Below are 14,027 nucleotides of genomic sequence, written 5' to 3'. Positions count from 1 at the left end.
GAACCCGCTTCGCGATGTCCCGTACCCCGGAGGCCACCATGCCCGACACCGTTCCGCGGGCGATCGGCACGCGCCGGCGCCGGCTCGTGCTGGAGCTGCCGGTGGACGAGCCCGACGGGTTCGGCGGCATCCTCCGGCGCTACGTCGCCGGGCCGGTGCTGTGGGGGGCGATCGAGCCGGTCGGCGCCGTCGAGCGCCTCCGCGGCGGGCGCGACGACAGCGTCGCGACCCACCGCATCACCCTGCGGGGGCGTACCGGGCTCACGCCGGCGATGCGGCTCGCCGCCGGCCCGCGCCGCTTCGCCATCCGGACGATCGTCGATTCGGACGAGCGCGGCCGCGACCTCGTCTGCCATGTCGAGGCCCTGTCGGAGGCGAGCCCATGACCGACGCATCGCCCGGCACGGCCCTCGCCCCGCCGGCGCCGAGCCCGCTCCTCGCCCTGCGCGCGGCGCTCATCGCGCGGTTCTCCACCGATGCCGCGCTCGCCCGGCTGATGGGGGGCACGTTCCGGCTCTACGACGAGCCGCCGGCCGGCGCGCAGCCGGTCTACGCCCTGTTCGGCGACGCCGAGATCCGCGACGATTCCGTCGACGGCGCCGTCCGCCACCAGCACAGCCACGCGCTCGTGGTCTTCGCCCGGCCCGGCTCGGTCCGCACCGCGCTCGACGCCGCCGAGCGGATGTCGCTCCTCGTCGCCGATCCGGCCCTGGCGCTCACCGGCCACGCCCTCGTGACCCTGCGCGTCCAGGCCATCGCCGCGCGGCGCGACGAGCGCACCGGCGAGGCCCGCGCCGTCCTCACGCTCCAGGCCGTCACCGAAAGGAACCCGACATGACCGCTCAGAAGGGGAAGGACCTGTTGGTCCGCGCCGGCAACGGCGCCGGCGGCTTCGTCGCGGTGGCGGGCCTGCGCGCCCGCCAGATCGCGTTCAACGCCGAGGCCGTCGACGTCACCAACGCCGATTCCGCCGGGCGCTGGCGCGAGCTCCTCGCCGGTGCCGGCGCGCGCCGGGCCGCGATCTCGGGCTCCGGCGTGTTCCGCGACGAGGCCTCCGACCTGCGCCTGCGGCAGGTGTTCTTCGATGGGGTCATCGAGACCTTCCAGGTGGTGGTGCCGGCCTTCGGCACCCTCGAGGGGCCGTTCCAGATCACCGCGCTGGAATACCGCGGGGATCACGCCGGCGAGGTCACCTTCGACATGAGCCTGGAATCGGCCGGCGCCATCGCCTTCACCGCGCTCTGAGCCGGCACGGACATCCCGACGCCGGTCGGAGAGCGCGACCGCGCGCCGCCGCCGGTGCGGCGGACGCCGTCGGCCGGTTCCGGTCGAAGGCCACCAAGACAAGCATCCCGACGCCGGTCGGCGAGCGCGACCGCGCGCCGCCGCCGGTGCGGCGGACGCCGTCGGCCGGTTCCGGTCGAAGGCCACCCAGGAGAACCCCTTCATGGTCAACCGCAGGCGCGGCGAGGTGCCGCTCGATCTCGGCGGCACCCGCTACACCCTCTGCCTGACGCTCGGCGCCCTGGCGGAACTCGAGGCCGCGCTGCAGGCGGGCGACCTCGTCGGCCTGGCCGAGCGCTTCTCCTCCGGCCGGCTCGCGGCGCGCGACCTGATCGCGCTGCTGGGCGCGGCGCTCCGGGGCGGCGGCCACGCTCTCGACGACGCGGCGGTCGCCGCCCTGCCGCTGGCCGGCGGCCTGGAGCCCCTCACCGGCGCCCTCGGCGAGGCGCTCGTCGCCGCCTTCGGGGAACCGCCCGCGGACCCTTGAGCCCCACGGGCGGAAGCGCGCCGGGCCCGATGCCCGCCTTCCCGTGGGACGACGCGCTGGCGCTCGGGCTCGGGCGCCTGCGCTGGCGCCCGCGCGATTTCTGGCGCGCCACGCCGCGCGAGCTGCTCTCCGCCGCCGGTCTCCGCACCGGGGGCGGAGCGCTCGGCCGCGACGGGCTGGCGCGGCTGATCGCCGATCATCCGGACGCAACCTGACGCCGGTCCGCGTCGCTGGAGGCCATCATGGCGGAGACCGACCTCGACCGGGCGAACGCCGCCCGCATCAAGCAGCTCGACACCCTGGACAAGCTCGCCCAGCGCTTCGGGCAGAGCCTGTCGACGGCCCTGACCCGAAGCCTCAGCTCAGGGCGGCAGCTCGACGGGGTGCTCGGGTCGCTGGGCACGCGGCTCGCCGGGGCGGCGGTCCAGGCCGCGCTCAAGCCGGTCCGTACCGGCCTCACCGGCCTGGTCGACGGCCTGCTCGGCTCGAGCGTGGGGGCGGACGCGGCGTTCGCCCGCGGCGGCGTGCTTCAGGGCGGCCGGGTGCGGGCCTTCGCCGGCGGCGGGGTCGTCGCGGCGCCGACCTACTTCCCGATGAGCGGCGGCACCGGCCTGATGGGGGAGGCCGGCCCCGAGGCGATCCTGCCGCTGCGCCGCGGCCCCGACGGCCGCCTCGGGGTCGGCGCCGGATCGGGCGGCCGGCCCGTCGCGGTCACCGTCAACATCGCGACGCCGGACGCAACCTCGTTCCGCAAGTCCGAGGCGCAGGTGACCGCGAGCCTCGCCCGCGCCGTGGCGCGCGGCCAGCGCGCGCTATGATCGGAGGAGGACCGATGCCGGACGATTTCCACGAGGTGTCCTTTCCCCTCGACGTGGCGCTGCGCGGCAGCGGCGGCCCGAGCCGGCTGACCGAGATCGTCACGCTGGCCTCGGGGCGCGAGCACCGCAACAGCCGCTGGGCCGATTCGCGCCGGCGCTACGATGCCGGCTTCGGCATCCGCTCGCTCGACACGCTCCATGCGGTTCTGAGCTTCTTCGAGGAGCGGCGCGGGCGGCTCTACGGCTTCCGCTACCGCGACCGGGCCGATTTCCGCTCCGGGCCGCCGGGCCGGGTGCCGGCGCCGACCGACCAGCGCCTCGGCATCGGCGACGGCGCGACCGCCGCCTTCCCGCTGGCGAAGACCTACGGCCCCGGGCCGACGCCCTACCGGCGGACGATCGCCAAGCCGGTCGCGGGGAGCGTGCGGGTGGCGGTCGCCGGGATCGAGGTGGCGGCCGCGGGCTTCGCCTGCGATCCCGCGACCGGGCTGGTCGTGTTCGGCGCCGGCTCGGTGCCGGCGGCCGGCGCCGTGATCACCGCGGGCTTCGCCTTCGACGTGCCGGTCCGGTTCGACACCGACGACCTCGTCGTCAACCTCGAAGCCTTCGCCGCGGGCGAGATTCCGAAGGTGCCGCTCGTCGAGATCGTGCCGTAGGGAGTTCGGAACCATGCGCGACCTGCCGCCCGCCTTCGCCGCCCACCGCGCCGGCGGGGTGACCACCCTCTGCCGATGCTGGGCCCTGCGCCGCCGCGACGGCGTCGCCCTCGGCTTCACCGACCACGACCGCGACCTCGCCGTGGCGGGCCTGACCTACGCCGCCCGCACCGGGCTGGAAGCGGCCGAAGCCGCGGCCGAGCTCGGCTTCGCCGTCTCCGGCGGCGACGTCTCCGGCGCGCTCGCGAGCCTCGGGCTGACCGAGGCCGACATCGCCGGCGGCCTCTACGACGGCGCCGGGATCGAGACCTGGTTGGTGGACTGGACCGACCCGGACACCCGCCTGCTGCTCGACATCGGCACGCTCGGCGAGATCCGCCGGGCGGGCGACGCCTTCGTCGCGGAGGTGCGGGGCCTGGCCGACCGGCTCGACGCCGAGCGCGGCCGCAGCTACCGCGCCACCTGCGGCGCCGACCTCGGCGACGCCCGCTGCGGCGTCGACGTCGCGCGGTTCCGCACCGACGGCACGGTCGACGGCCTGCCGGAGCCCGGCACCTTGTCCGCGGCGGTCGCGGGTACCTTCGCCGACGGGCTGTTCAGCGGCGGCCGCCTGAGCTGGACCGCGGGCGCCAATGCCGGCCTGTCCGGCGACGTGCGCACGCATCTCGGCACCCTGATCGAGTTGTGGGAGGCGCCGCCGCGCGGCATCGCGCTGGGCGACGCCTTCACCCTCGTCGCCGGCTGCGACTGTGCCGCGACCTCATGTTCGACCGCAAATCCTATAGGGGAGGCCGCACCTTAGACGCAGGTTGGCCCGCAATGGGAACCATAGTTTGCCCGCAAACCAGCACACTGCAGGACGTGCCTTTCTCGTGGCTTCTAGGGTTTGCTGATACGTTGGTTGATGCCGGGGGGGACTGCAAGCGCATTGGGAACGCGGGCCACGAGATCGACTCGTAGCTGCCGACCGTTGTCAGCAGCGAAGCGACCGCCAAATCGATACGCTTCCTATCTGCGAGGCTAGGTTCGTATGATCGAAGCTTCGCTTCGTAAGTATAAATTTAAGCCAATTTCATTGACGGATTGCACTGTAAATATATTACGTTCGCTCAAAATTTTGTCGAGGGCGGAATATGATACGCCAAGCGAGCGAGCAAACTCGAACCGAGTGATATATGTTTGTCGAAAACTTTCAATGGTGTTCCACGGTATGATTTTGGTTGCATCCCGCTCCCGGGAAGAATTCAGATTTTGGGCTGTTAAATAGCCATGCGCGACAAGCGCATTTACAGCTGCGGGGTGGATCCGAAGTAGGGCGGCAGCTTTCTTGAATGTCGGGCCGTTTAACTTTTCTGGAAAAGCGACCCGTCGAACTTCCTCGGGGTCGAGATAGATGCTTGGAACTCCGCTTGCTCCCCTCCATCGTTGGACACGGGTCAGACGGCGTTCGAGTAGCATCGTTATTAGGTCTTTCGTTCGTGTTAGGGACCGACGTCGCGTCGACAGAAAGTCGAATAATTCAGGCGACGGAGTGTCCACGACCGTTGCGTTCTGAAGCATGCGATCGAGGAGATCGCAGATGTCGGACTTGCGAAAGAGGTCGCTCTTCAAACGATGATCGGCTTTCTCGACCATGGGTTCGATGAACCCAGGCCCAACGAATTCCCCGACGGTTCGGCGGGGGACGCCGAGGAGGGAAGTCAAACTGCTCCAGCCTACGCAGCCTCGGAGTTCTTGAAGGAGTGTCTGTAGGTCGGCTGCGGGAATGACGATGCGATCGTTCGAGAGCGCAGCTTCCTCGGGACTGATCCGCCCCGCGGCCGTCATGACATTGCGAAGTCGACCGGGGTCGATGTCGAAAGCCACGCTGGCCGTCCAGATCGTGTACCAGGGCCGGTCGATGATCTTACGTCCAAAGAGTGACCCGCGGAGATGACTTGCGGAATGGCCTATGATGTATTCCGCAGCGCAATCCTTGATTGAGGCGTATGCCGGGTCTTTCGCGTGATACAACCAAGCGTGTAGGTTTCCGTAAACGGCACTTGGCCTCGCCGAGATTGAGGCGGGACCTGTGCATCTTCTTCGGACGCGCTCCATCAGATCGCAGATGCCGACGCGTCCACTGCTGAGCGATGCGAAGCCGGCGTCACCAGCGGCGGTTCGTTCGTCCGGGCTGAGCGTTTGAAAAGTGCGCGAGGTGCCATAGAGATCGGCCATACCAAAAACTTCGCTCGCGCGGATCACCGCATAGAGCGGAACCGCTCGGAACGCCGTGGTGTCTGTCCGATCGCTGCGAAACCGGTCTTCGATATACCGTTCGAGGCTCGTGGCTCGCCGATTTGTACCGGAGTCGAACGCCCGTAAGGTTTCTTTACGATAGAGGACGACCCGGCGCGCAAAATCCCGGAGCTCGTGAATTTCCGCTTCCGGCGAGACGATCGTCAGGGCGATGGCGTGTCTCGCGCAGGTCCGGACCGTTTTCAGTGTCCAGGGCAGTCGTTCGTATATGGCTGTGCCAATCTTCGTCCTGTTCGCCGCATCGTCTCGCAGACAGGCGGGACAGAACGCGAAGGACGTTCGGCGCAGCGCCGTCCGTTCGAAGCGCTCGCCCCTGAGGAGCCATCCCTCGGTCCCATGTACCTGCGCTGCTCGTTCCAGGACGTCGCCCGATAGGCCGGTGATTTCGGCGAGGCGCTGGACCGTTTCGGTTTTGCCCTGACACAGCAGTCCGAAATCAATGCCGAGTTCACCGCAGAATTTGCGAGCGCTCGGCCTCATATGAAGCTGGGCCAACCGAGATACGTAGCTGGTCAACGTCTCGTCGTGGTTGATTGGCAGGGATGGACGCAGGCGCGTCATCCCCGATCCCCTTTCGCCTTTGTGCGTTTTGCCTTGGGTTGGATCAGCCGAGGTGCCGGAAGCGAGTCTTTGCGCAGCAACTGAAGCGGCTTGACTGCGCACCAGTCCGGCACGAGGAAGGGGTTTGCCCCAGGACCGCATTTCGTGCAGTCGGCGTAGCCTTCCGCGAAATGTTGGATCGATAACCGTCCGACCTCGGCGTCCAGCGCGGATCCGATGGCACGATGGATGAGTGTGATCGCGTATCCGAGCTGACTGGAAGCGGCGTGGATCAAACGGGGAATGAGTGTTGTGATCTGAGCCCCGGTAATTTTTAGCTGAGCCATGTCGGCGAGTTCCAAGATGAGGGCCGCGAGCATTTCTCTGTCGTCGCCATCATCCCGCGAGAGTTCTTCGCACGCGACAGGGCGTGTCCGGCGTGTGACCTCACGCGATTTCTCTATGAAATCCGTCAGGCGGGGCAGCCCGGAGATGATGACGATGATGGGCCATACGGGGTTGGCCACCAACCCTTTGATGGCCGCAAGCAGATCTTCGATCTCGTTGACCTTCGCCGTGTCTGTGACGCTATGCATCTCGTCGAGGTAAAGCACGGTCGTGCCAAGCATTTTCAGGCGATCGGTCAGAAGGCTTCGGATCTCACGGCCCTTCAAGTCCCGAATGACGGGATAGCCTGACGCTTCGAGGATCTGCATGCCGATGGACAAGAAGTTCCCCGGCGCAGTGACCTCCACGTGAATCGCCGAAGGGTTCTTGTCATCATCTCCAGCCTCATCGAAGCCCGTGTAGGCCGGATGCTTGCCGAGGAGACGGCGTACGGCGCGTGTCTTTCCCGCCCCCGTCTCACCGAGTACGAGGATGACCGCACCCTCGCGGCGATTGCCGGCCCCGCGCGGTTTCGATGGATCGGTCCGCTGTAGTAAAGTGCAAAGTGTGTCGTCCAAGGTCTTTTCGAGATCTTTGTGCCACTGGGTCGTGAGGAAACGCGCGGTGATGCGTTCCATCATCTCGACCCGGGCAAGCTTATGTTTGCCCAAGGCATGGCTCAGTCGATCAAGTGCGTTCGACGATCGGTCATCCATCATCAGTCGATCCTCCATTTCTTCTCGCCGCTGGGTGAAGATTGGCCGCCGGCAGTACCCGGGCCCGTATCGGTCCGCTCGTCGGATCGGTCGGTCCCCTCGGTGACGCTATCGTCCACGGACGCCTCGCCCAGCGCTGCGCCGGTCTTGATGGCATCGTGATAGAAGTCGGTGGCGCTGATCGCCGCTCGATCGCTCTCGGTCGGGTCGATACTCGTGACATGCATGCCAAGCGCGAGGTGGGCCTCGGCGTGGTCGAGCTGCTCCTGGGTCAAAGTGGGCGGTGCGATGCCTGCCCGGTGCCGCGCGGCCGTGGCGAGGTTTTCGATGGCGCGGTTCGTCTCCTGAATGACGTCCGAGCGCATGCGGCCGGGGCCGAAGCGTGCGCGCATGTCCGCCAGGCTGAGCGTCCAGGTCTGGAGGGTGACATCCTCCATGCCCAGGGTCGTGCACGGGACGGAAAGCCATGGCCCGTCCGAGCCGATCTGAACGGAGGCCGTGCCGAGGTCGTCCGGATCGACGCGCATCCGGACGCGGGTCGTTCCGCGCTCATCGGCCACCTTGCGGCGATGTTGCTGCAGGGGGGCGGATTGATAGTGAAGGGCGAGAAAGCGGACACCTTCGTGGTCGAGCGTCGCCTCACGCTCGATTCCGAAGGCCGCCCGCATCCTGCCGCGGTCTGGCGGTTGCAGCAAGCCCTGGTAGAGTTGGATGCCGTTCAGCCAAACTTCTCTTGGGGTCTTCCCTCTAAGACCTTCATGCGGGAGGTTGTGATAGATGTCGACGATGTATCGCACGAACACGTAGCGCACATCTTCGATTGTCAGGCTCGCGTTCTTTTCCGATTCGTAGGCTCCTCGGCGCACGACGTTCTCGAATGTGCGGCCACTGAAGCGGCCGATAAGTTCGGTATGAGCGCGACTGAAGAAGCGCTCGACGCGCCCGCGCATCCAGGGCAATCCGCCAATCGTCAGGACGGGATTGATCCCCAACTCAAGGCAAGCCCTGCGAAATCGGCCGTTGGAGAAGGAGGGACCGCCATCCGTGGCGAGCTCCTCCATGAGGCCGAACATGTCCCATGGGGTCAGCGTACCGAGGCTATCGGCGAACGTGCCCTTGTCGCTAAGCGCCATCCTGAGCGCTGCTAGCGCATTGTTGGGAGATGCGGTCCAAGCGAGGTTCATCCCGAGGATGACACGAGAATAACAGTCGATTGCGACAGCGATGTAGCACTTGTGCTGGGAGATCGTTTCGCGCAGTTCGAGGGGCAGGACATCCCAGAGGCCGGCTTGGACGGCGAGGATCGAGAGGGAGACCTCCCATTCGTCCATCTCGACGCGCGCGAGCGGACGCGTGACCTCAAGCCCCCCCGAGCTGATACGAAACCGTGCGATCGCCGCTTCACGCGTGTAGCGACCGGCATAAGTATCGAAGGCGTCGAGTTCGTCGACCTGCTTATTGAACCACTTGTTCGATGGCATGAGCAAGGGTTCGAGACCCGCAATCAGACGGTCTTTGTTCTTGTCTTTGATCGCAAGATCGAGCTTGTTCCACTGATCGCTCTTCTTCGGGCGGCCATTGGCGGCATAGCCGACGACGAACTTGACGGCGAGCGCGCGGACCTCCAGCGAGACCACTGGAGCGCGGGGACCACAATTGCCGTAGTGGGGGATCAGGCTTCGTGGGTCAAAATCGGCGCGGCGCAGACGCGTCATCCAACTGCGGAAGGCCTTGGGACCGACCATCTCGCATCCAGGATTGGAATCGCCAGTGGCGTCGGTCTTCCTTTCCGAGGCTTTGATGGGGCCACCGCGCCGCTTGCGCATTTTGCCGTCTTTGGTGCGGCGCAGCGGATTCTCGATCGCTTTGATCTCGTCGCCAATTTTGGGAAGGACTTCCTTCAGCGACTCGTCGGACAAAGAGGCGGTTCCGGCCGCGACGCGCTGCAGCAACAACGAGCACGCTGTAAAGCGATAGAGGACGACCCTCTGGAGGTACGAGCTGCAGTCGGCGATGTACGCCACGCCGTGGAAAAGGCGGGTCTTCACCCGGCCTTGTTCGAACCAGCCGCGCTCGAACCGATAGTCGCGCCGCCGCCGGATCCGATCGAACTCTTCGAAGGTGAAGGCCTCCCGGATACCGGGATCTTGGACGCGCGTGAAGATGTAGCCCGCGTCCGTAGTCGCGTACCAACGGTACTCTATCCCGCCGATCACATGCAGGTCGTCAATGTGATGGCGCAGCAGCGGCGGCAAGCCCGATCCCGGCCCGGCGCTCACGGCTGGTCCCCCACCGAAGCGTCGGTTCGACGTCGTGTGTCCGGGGTGCCTTCAGCGCTGCCCGAACGAGGGTCTCGTAACCGATCCTCCGCGCATTCGCGGTCAGACCGCCGTTCGCGATCGCGCGCACGACGGCCATGAAGCCCCGTCCCTTCAGGTCGCTCCTGGCGACGAGGTCTCCGACGGTGATCGCACCGGTCAGATCGGAGTAGCAGACAGCCACGGCTGCGTCCGCCTCGGGATCCGGGGTACGACGGGCCGCCCAGATGAGCTTGGCGTCATGGACGCGGTCACGCCCGAGGTCGGCATCGGTGATGAGCTTGACCTTCTGGGCAATCGCCTTGGGGACGTAGGCTGCGATCTGGCGCAGCTGGGCCCGGAAGTTCTTGGCCTGCGCGCGGGCCTCGGGCTTGATCGCCACGAGGATCCGTTCGCCCGACCGGCGGGTCAGCAGGAAGTCGAAGGTGTGCCTGTGGGGCTCGCCGTCCCCGTCGAGGTAGGTGACCGCCGGGGGCTGCTCCGAGACATCGACGATGTCACGGTCGGCTAGGAACACGTATGTCGCCTTGGCCTCGAGATCACTCTCGCACCGGATTTCTCGCGGCGGGTCGCCGCCGACGATCGTGACCCTGGTACCGCCCTTGGAGGGCCGGATGGAGGAGCGCGAAGCGCGGCTCGGTAGGGGGCCGTAATGTAGGCAAGGCTCTGCCTTGCCCGAACGGATCGGGTTCACTGCACAAATATCCTCATCATCTTGGTTCGATGAGCGTCCTGCCTATCGGCGAAGCTCAGGACGAACCGGCGATCCGTCGACGACTTGCGGGGAGACGCAGATCGATGCGACGGCAAGGGCGTCAAGGATGATGAGAATGCTGGACCCGGACCCAGACTCTTGCGCCGCCGTCATCGACGTGCGACCGTCCAGCCCGTGCCGTTCCGGTGCGATTCCTCGCACCGGGTGGGTACAGCATCCTCACGGGGTGTTGCCGACGACGATCCATGCCTGGTGACGTCGGTAGTTCGGGTAGTCACCGAGTGGGGGTGTCCGATTGCAGTCGGACGCCCCCGTGGTGACCCGGCCCGAGGAACTCGGGCTGACGGACCTCATTTTGCCGTCGGTCGGCACTGTGCCGCCGTTCATAGACAAATCTTAAGCGCATCGCGCGGCACCGCACTAGGGCCACCTCCGGTTCGAGCGCTTCTGCCCGCCTCGGTCATGCTTTGGTGACAGTTGGCGAATCGCTCTGATTCCAAAGACTTGCGGAAGGATCGGGCGGGACTTTCGCAGGGCCTGAGGCCTCAGATTTTTTTCTGGCGCTTGGTCTTGTTCCACTCTGAAGCACCTCGAATCGAGGCAGGTTTAGAGTTCGTTCACCTTGAATCGCTGTCGAAACACGTTGGCGGGCTTCGGAACGGCAGGGCCCCAGGTTTGCGTTCTTGCGCGGCAGGGGATCACGGACGGCTTCGACGAGAAGGATCGCCATGAGGACGATGCCGACCTGGGCAGCATGTAGAGGCTGAGGTACACGTGCTATCTCGCGAGTTCGTGCTTGAGGGCCTCGACGGCGGCGGTGGTCTCCTCACCGACCAATTCGGCGATGGCGACGGCTTGAGCGGGTGTGAAACCGGATGCCGTCAACGTCGGGCTGGACGTTGACGCTGGCTCGGCATCGTCGACGTACGGCGATGACATCGCGATCAAGCCTGGCGATCGGAGAAGCGGACGTAGGCATCCAACTCCATCACCAGAGGCTCCAACACGTCTTCCCGATCGAGATCGTCGAGAAACCGGAGCTCGCGCTCGACCTCTTCGGCGGTGACGTCACGATGCCACGCCCGCGGTCGTCCATCCTCCCCGTTCGACCAGCGGTACCCGTGGGCACGGACGCGATCCTTCAAGTCGTATGGGAGGCCGAGAGCGTAGACCCTCAAGCTCGGCTGCCGAACCGCTGCCAACAGATGCGCCAGAGGGGTCTGCCCGGACTCGGGCAAGGACTGCTCCAAAATTTCCAGCAGTGCGTAGCAGTCGTCGATGCTGCGATGGCCGTTGAAGTAGAACCGGAAATGATAGGCGAGGTAGAAGAGCTTCGTTCCTTCCAGACCCTCTTCGAACCATTTCACCTGAGTCTGTGAGCAGGTCCATGGCAAGGTCGCGAACACGGGACAGGCTCGCTCCATGAAGCGTCGGTCGAAGTGTGCGTTGTGGGCGATGACGATGTCCACGTCTTCGACAAAGGCTGCGATCGCGGCGATGTCGAGGCGCTTCCCCCTGACCATGTCGTTGGTGATCCCAGTCAATCGCCTGACGAGGGCAGGGATCGGACGGTTCGGCTGATGGAAGCCCTCGTACTGGCTCACCACACCGAGGATGACACCTCCCGGCGTGTAGGCGAACTTGATCATTCCGAGTTCGATGATTTCGTCGCCGTCGGAACCCGTATCGAGGCCTGTCGTTTCGACGTCGACGATCAAGCCGATTTTCGTGCGGGGACCGAGCGGTCGTTCACAATAGGTTCGTCGGACGAGTTTGCGTAGGACGCGAAATTCGGGTGAGCACCGAAGTGCGATCGCGTGGAGTTCTGCTTCGAAAGTATCCATGTCAATCTCCAATGAGATCCTGAGGCGGCTCAGGCAGGCGGCCTCGTTCCCGCTCGGGGCGGGGGACGACGTGTCCGAGACGGATGACGTCGGACGGCGATCAGCGCGTGTTGCGCGTCCGTGCCGACAGGCGGATCGCGTCCGGCCCGATCGGAAAGATCGCCTCGACCAATCGCTTGACCGAAGCCTCGTCCTGTCGCTCGCACGCAGCGTCGGCAGCGTCATGTGCCGGGACCGTGCGGACGGGCGGCGAGGTTTCGAACTTCCGTATCAGCGGCAGGAGCAGATCGGGTATGGCACGGTGCAGTTCTTCGCGCAGATGGCGCGTCATCCGCTCGACGGTCGGGATCACCGGCACGCCGAAATGCGCATCAACGTCCGGACCTTGCACCGTGAGGTGCGGGGGCAGACCGGCCGCGCCAAACCAGTCGATGCAGGCCGACGTCGTCACGTCGATCGTCGAGTAGCCCTGGTCACGCAGATAGGCACGCAGCAGCAGGCGCACCGAGGCGACATCGCGTTCCAGGGGTTTGCGCAAGCGCGGACCCATGTCGCCGCCGCCACGCTTCACCGAATAAGCGCCGGCCCAGCCGGCGGCGATGTCGATCACGATTAGATCGTGATTGACGGAGCGCACGGCGGGCTGATCATAGCGGAGGTTGAGCCGCGCCAAGCTCTCGGCCGTGTTCGAACCCAGAAGCCCGTCGGCGGCCGCGGTGATCGGAATGACCGGGTTGTGAAGGACCTCGAACCGACCACTCGCTTGCAGAGCCTCGACGAAAGCCTTCTCGAGAAGGATCCCATGACGCTTGACTACGGAGGACGAGATGCTGATCAGGCGGCTCAGTTCCGCGCCGAGGACCTCGTCGAGCGGAAACTTGGTGTTCACTGCGGCCGCGACTGCATCGGTCGCGGCTTTCATAAGGGGATCTACGACGTTTCGATTGGCGGAATGCGGCAACATCAATCGACCTCCACGCCCCGGAGCGGCGAACATTCGCAGTCGACACGGGCTTGGCGTCTAATGTGCAACCTGGCGTATTTTACGCAATAAGGCTTTTCTGCCCATCGGAGGATGAAATGATTACGCCAGCGCAGTGTCGAGCCGCTCGCGCCCTTTTGGAGTTGTCGCAGAAGCAGCTCGCCGAGATATCCGGAGTTAGCCTACGCACAGTCCAAGGATTCGAGGCTGGAGAACGATCTCTTCAGGGCTTGGCAATGTCGGCACTGGAAGGAGTCTTTGCCGGAAGGGGAATCGTGATGATCGCGGATTCGAAGTGGACTGGAGTAAAAGTCGAACAAGATCCGCGGTCAGCGTGACTTATGAAATTGAGTGCCGCTGGCCTGAAAAAATTCCGGGACTTATTACGACTTATCCACAGCCAGGGGGGCGCGACTGCGGCTGCTTCTCGCCACTGGGCCCAGATGTAAGGCGAATTGTTCGATAATTTAATTCGAAAAGCCGTAGCGATTTCGACCAGGGCGATGACTGACGCGGTGCGACGGTCGTGTCGCGGTCCCCATGGAACACGATGGTCGGAACCGGATGCGCTGTCCGCAACGGTTGACGCACGGCGCCCCGACGCATCGTCGAGAGGGCTGCCGCCATCGACCCGGCGGCCCCGCTGGCGAGACCGGAATGGATGCCGACGGCGGCATAGATGTCCGGGTAGGCCTTGGCCATCACCGCGGCCGCTGCCCCGCCCGAGGACAGGCCCGCGACGTAGACCCTTGCCGGGTCCACGTCGAAATCCTCCATGATCCGTTGGGTCAGCCCGGCGAGGATAGACGGCTCGCCCCTCCCGCGGTGCTGGTCGCTGTCCCTGAACCAGTTCCAGCTCTTGAGCATGTTGGCCGACCGGGGCTGATCGGGATAGGCCACGATGACGCCCTGCTCCTCGGCCAGCCGGTCCATCCGGGTTCCGATGGCGAAGTCGCGCGCGGTCTGCGAGCAGCCGTGGAGC

The 14,027-nt window shown here is 65.7% G+C and carries 16 protein-coding genes; 9 read left to right on the top strand and 7 right to left on the bottom strand.

The annotated features are described in order from the left end of the window. Nucleotides 1–38 precede the first annotated feature (38 nt). The 8 genes from MKK64_RS20805 to MKK64_RS20770 all read left to right on the top strand — a co-directional run bounded on the left by MKK64_RS20805 (nt 39) and on the right by MKK64_RS20770 (nt 4,047). The gene (locus tag MKK64_RS20805; RefSeq protein ID WP_243936884.1) at nt 39–386 is read left to right on the top strand and encodes a head-tail adaptor protein; all 348 of its coding nucleotides are present in this window, start codon (nt 39–41) and stop codon (nt 384–386) included. Next, complete coding sequence (locus tag MKK64_RS20800) at nt 383–838, top strand: DUF3168 domain-containing protein (protein ID WP_147844727.1); 456 nt, start codon at nt 383–385, stop codon at nt 836–838. Before MKK64_RS20805 ends, MKK64_RS20800 begins: the two co-directional genes overlap by 4 nt. Beyond that, the gene (locus tag MKK64_RS20795) at nt 835–1,245 is read left to right on the top strand and encodes a phage major tail protein, TP901-1 family (protein WP_147844728.1); all 411 of its coding nucleotides are present in this window, start codon (nt 835–837) and stop codon (nt 1,243–1,245) included. The genes MKK64_RS20800 and MKK64_RS20795 overlap by 4 nt, the downstream gene beginning before the upstream one ends. Before the next feature lie 202 nt (nt 1,246–1,447). After that, a complete protein-coding gene (locus MKK64_RS20790) occupies nt 1,448–1,771 on the top strand; it encodes a gene transfer agent family protein (protein WP_243936876.1) in 324 nt (107 codons plus the stop codon). Between the two features lie 29 nt (nt 1,772–1,800). After that, nucleotides 1,801–1,986, top strand: a complete 186-nt coding sequence (locus MKK64_RS20785) for a phage tail assembly chaperone (RefSeq protein WP_147844810.1) — start codon at nt 1,801–1,803, stop codon at nt 1,984–1,986. Between the two features lie 27 nt (nt 1,987–2,013). Then, nucleotides 2,014–2,589, top strand: coding sequence for a phage tail tape measure protein (locus tag MKK64_RS20780; RefSeq protein ID WP_147858895.1), 576 nt, complete (start codon nt 2,014–2,016; stop codon nt 2,587–2,589). Between the two features lie 14 nt (nt 2,590–2,603). After that, on the top strand, nt 2,604–3,245 hold the full coding sequence (locus MKK64_RS20775) for a DUF2460 domain-containing protein (protein WP_243936874.1): 642 nt from the start codon (nt 2,604–2,606) through the stop codon (nt 3,243–3,245). Between the two features lie 13 nt (nt 3,246–3,258). Further along, nucleotides 3,259–4,047 carry a DUF2163 domain-containing protein gene (locus MKK64_RS20770; RefSeq protein ID WP_243936864.1) on the top strand — a complete coding sequence of 263 codons (789 nt, stop codon included), beginning with the start codon at nt 3,259–3,261 and terminating at the stop codon, nt 4,045–4,047. A gap of 218 nt (nt 4,048–4,265) precedes the next feature. Here MKK64_RS20770 and MKK64_RS20765 read toward each other — a convergent pair whose 3' ends face one another. The 6 genes from MKK64_RS20765 to MKK64_RS20740 all read right to left on the bottom strand — a co-directional run bounded on the left by MKK64_RS20765 (nt 4,266) and on the right by MKK64_RS20740 (nt 13,027). Beyond that, a complete protein-coding gene (locus tag MKK64_RS20765; protein ID WP_243936862.1) occupies nt 4,266–6,104 on the bottom strand; it encodes a TniQ family protein in 1,839 nt (612 codons plus the stop codon). Then, nucleotides 6,101–7,189 carry an ATP-binding protein gene (locus tag MKK64_RS20760; RefSeq protein WP_243936860.1) on the bottom strand — a complete coding sequence of 363 codons (1,089 nt, stop codon included), beginning with the start codon at nt 7,187–7,189 and terminating at the stop codon, nt 6,101–6,103. Before MKK64_RS20760 ends, MKK64_RS20765 begins: the two co-directional genes overlap by 4 nt. Continuing rightward, nucleotides 7,189–9,441 (bottom strand): Mu transposase C-terminal domain-containing protein, encoded by a 2,253-nt coding sequence (locus MKK64_RS20755; protein ID WP_243936858.1) that lies wholly within the window; start codon nt 9,439–9,441, stop codon nt 7,189–7,191. The genes MKK64_RS20760 and MKK64_RS20755 overlap by 1 nt, the downstream gene beginning before the upstream one ends. Then, a complete protein-coding gene (locus MKK64_RS20750) occupies nt 9,413–10,198 on the bottom strand; it encodes a Tn7 transposase TnsA N-terminal domain-containing protein (protein WP_243936856.1) in 786 nt (261 codons plus the stop codon). The genes MKK64_RS20755 and MKK64_RS20750 overlap by 29 nt, the downstream gene beginning before the upstream one ends. Before the next feature lie 965 nt (nt 10,199–11,163). Continuing rightward, on the bottom strand, nt 11,164–12,063 hold the full coding sequence (locus MKK64_RS20745; protein WP_243936854.1) for a 3'-5' exonuclease: 900 nt from the start codon (nt 12,061–12,063) through the stop codon (nt 11,164–11,166). A 100-nt stretch (nt 12,064–12,163) separates the two neighbouring features. Then, nucleotides 12,164–13,027, bottom strand: a complete 864-nt coding sequence (locus MKK64_RS20740) for a hypothetical protein (protein WP_243936852.1) — start codon at nt 13,025–13,027, stop codon at nt 12,164–12,166. A 116-nt stretch (nt 13,028–13,143) separates the two neighbouring features. Between MKK64_RS20740 and MKK64_RS20735 the strand changes: the two genes are divergently transcribed. Further along, a complete protein-coding gene (locus MKK64_RS20735) occupies nt 13,144–13,383 on the top strand; it encodes a helix-turn-helix domain-containing protein (RefSeq protein ID WP_243936850.1) in 240 nt (79 codons plus the stop codon). A 52-nt stretch (nt 13,384–13,435) separates the two neighbouring features. On the opposite strand, the gene MKK64_RS20730 is transcribed toward MKK64_RS20735, so the two are convergent. Beyond that, a partial coding sequence (locus MKK64_RS20730; RefSeq protein WP_243936848.1) for an alpha/beta hydrolase family esterase occupies nt 13,436–14,027 on the bottom strand: 592 nt, incomplete at its 5' end.

Origin of the sequence: Methylobacterium sp. E-025, assembly GCF_022829705.1 — a bacterium.
In the GTDB taxonomy this organism is placed as follows: domain Bacteria; phylum Pseudomonadota; class Alphaproteobacteria; order Rhizobiales; family Beijerinckiaceae; genus Methylobacterium.
Note: the sequence above shows the minus strand (reverse complement) of the source record. Positions and strands in the feature narration are given on the sequence as shown.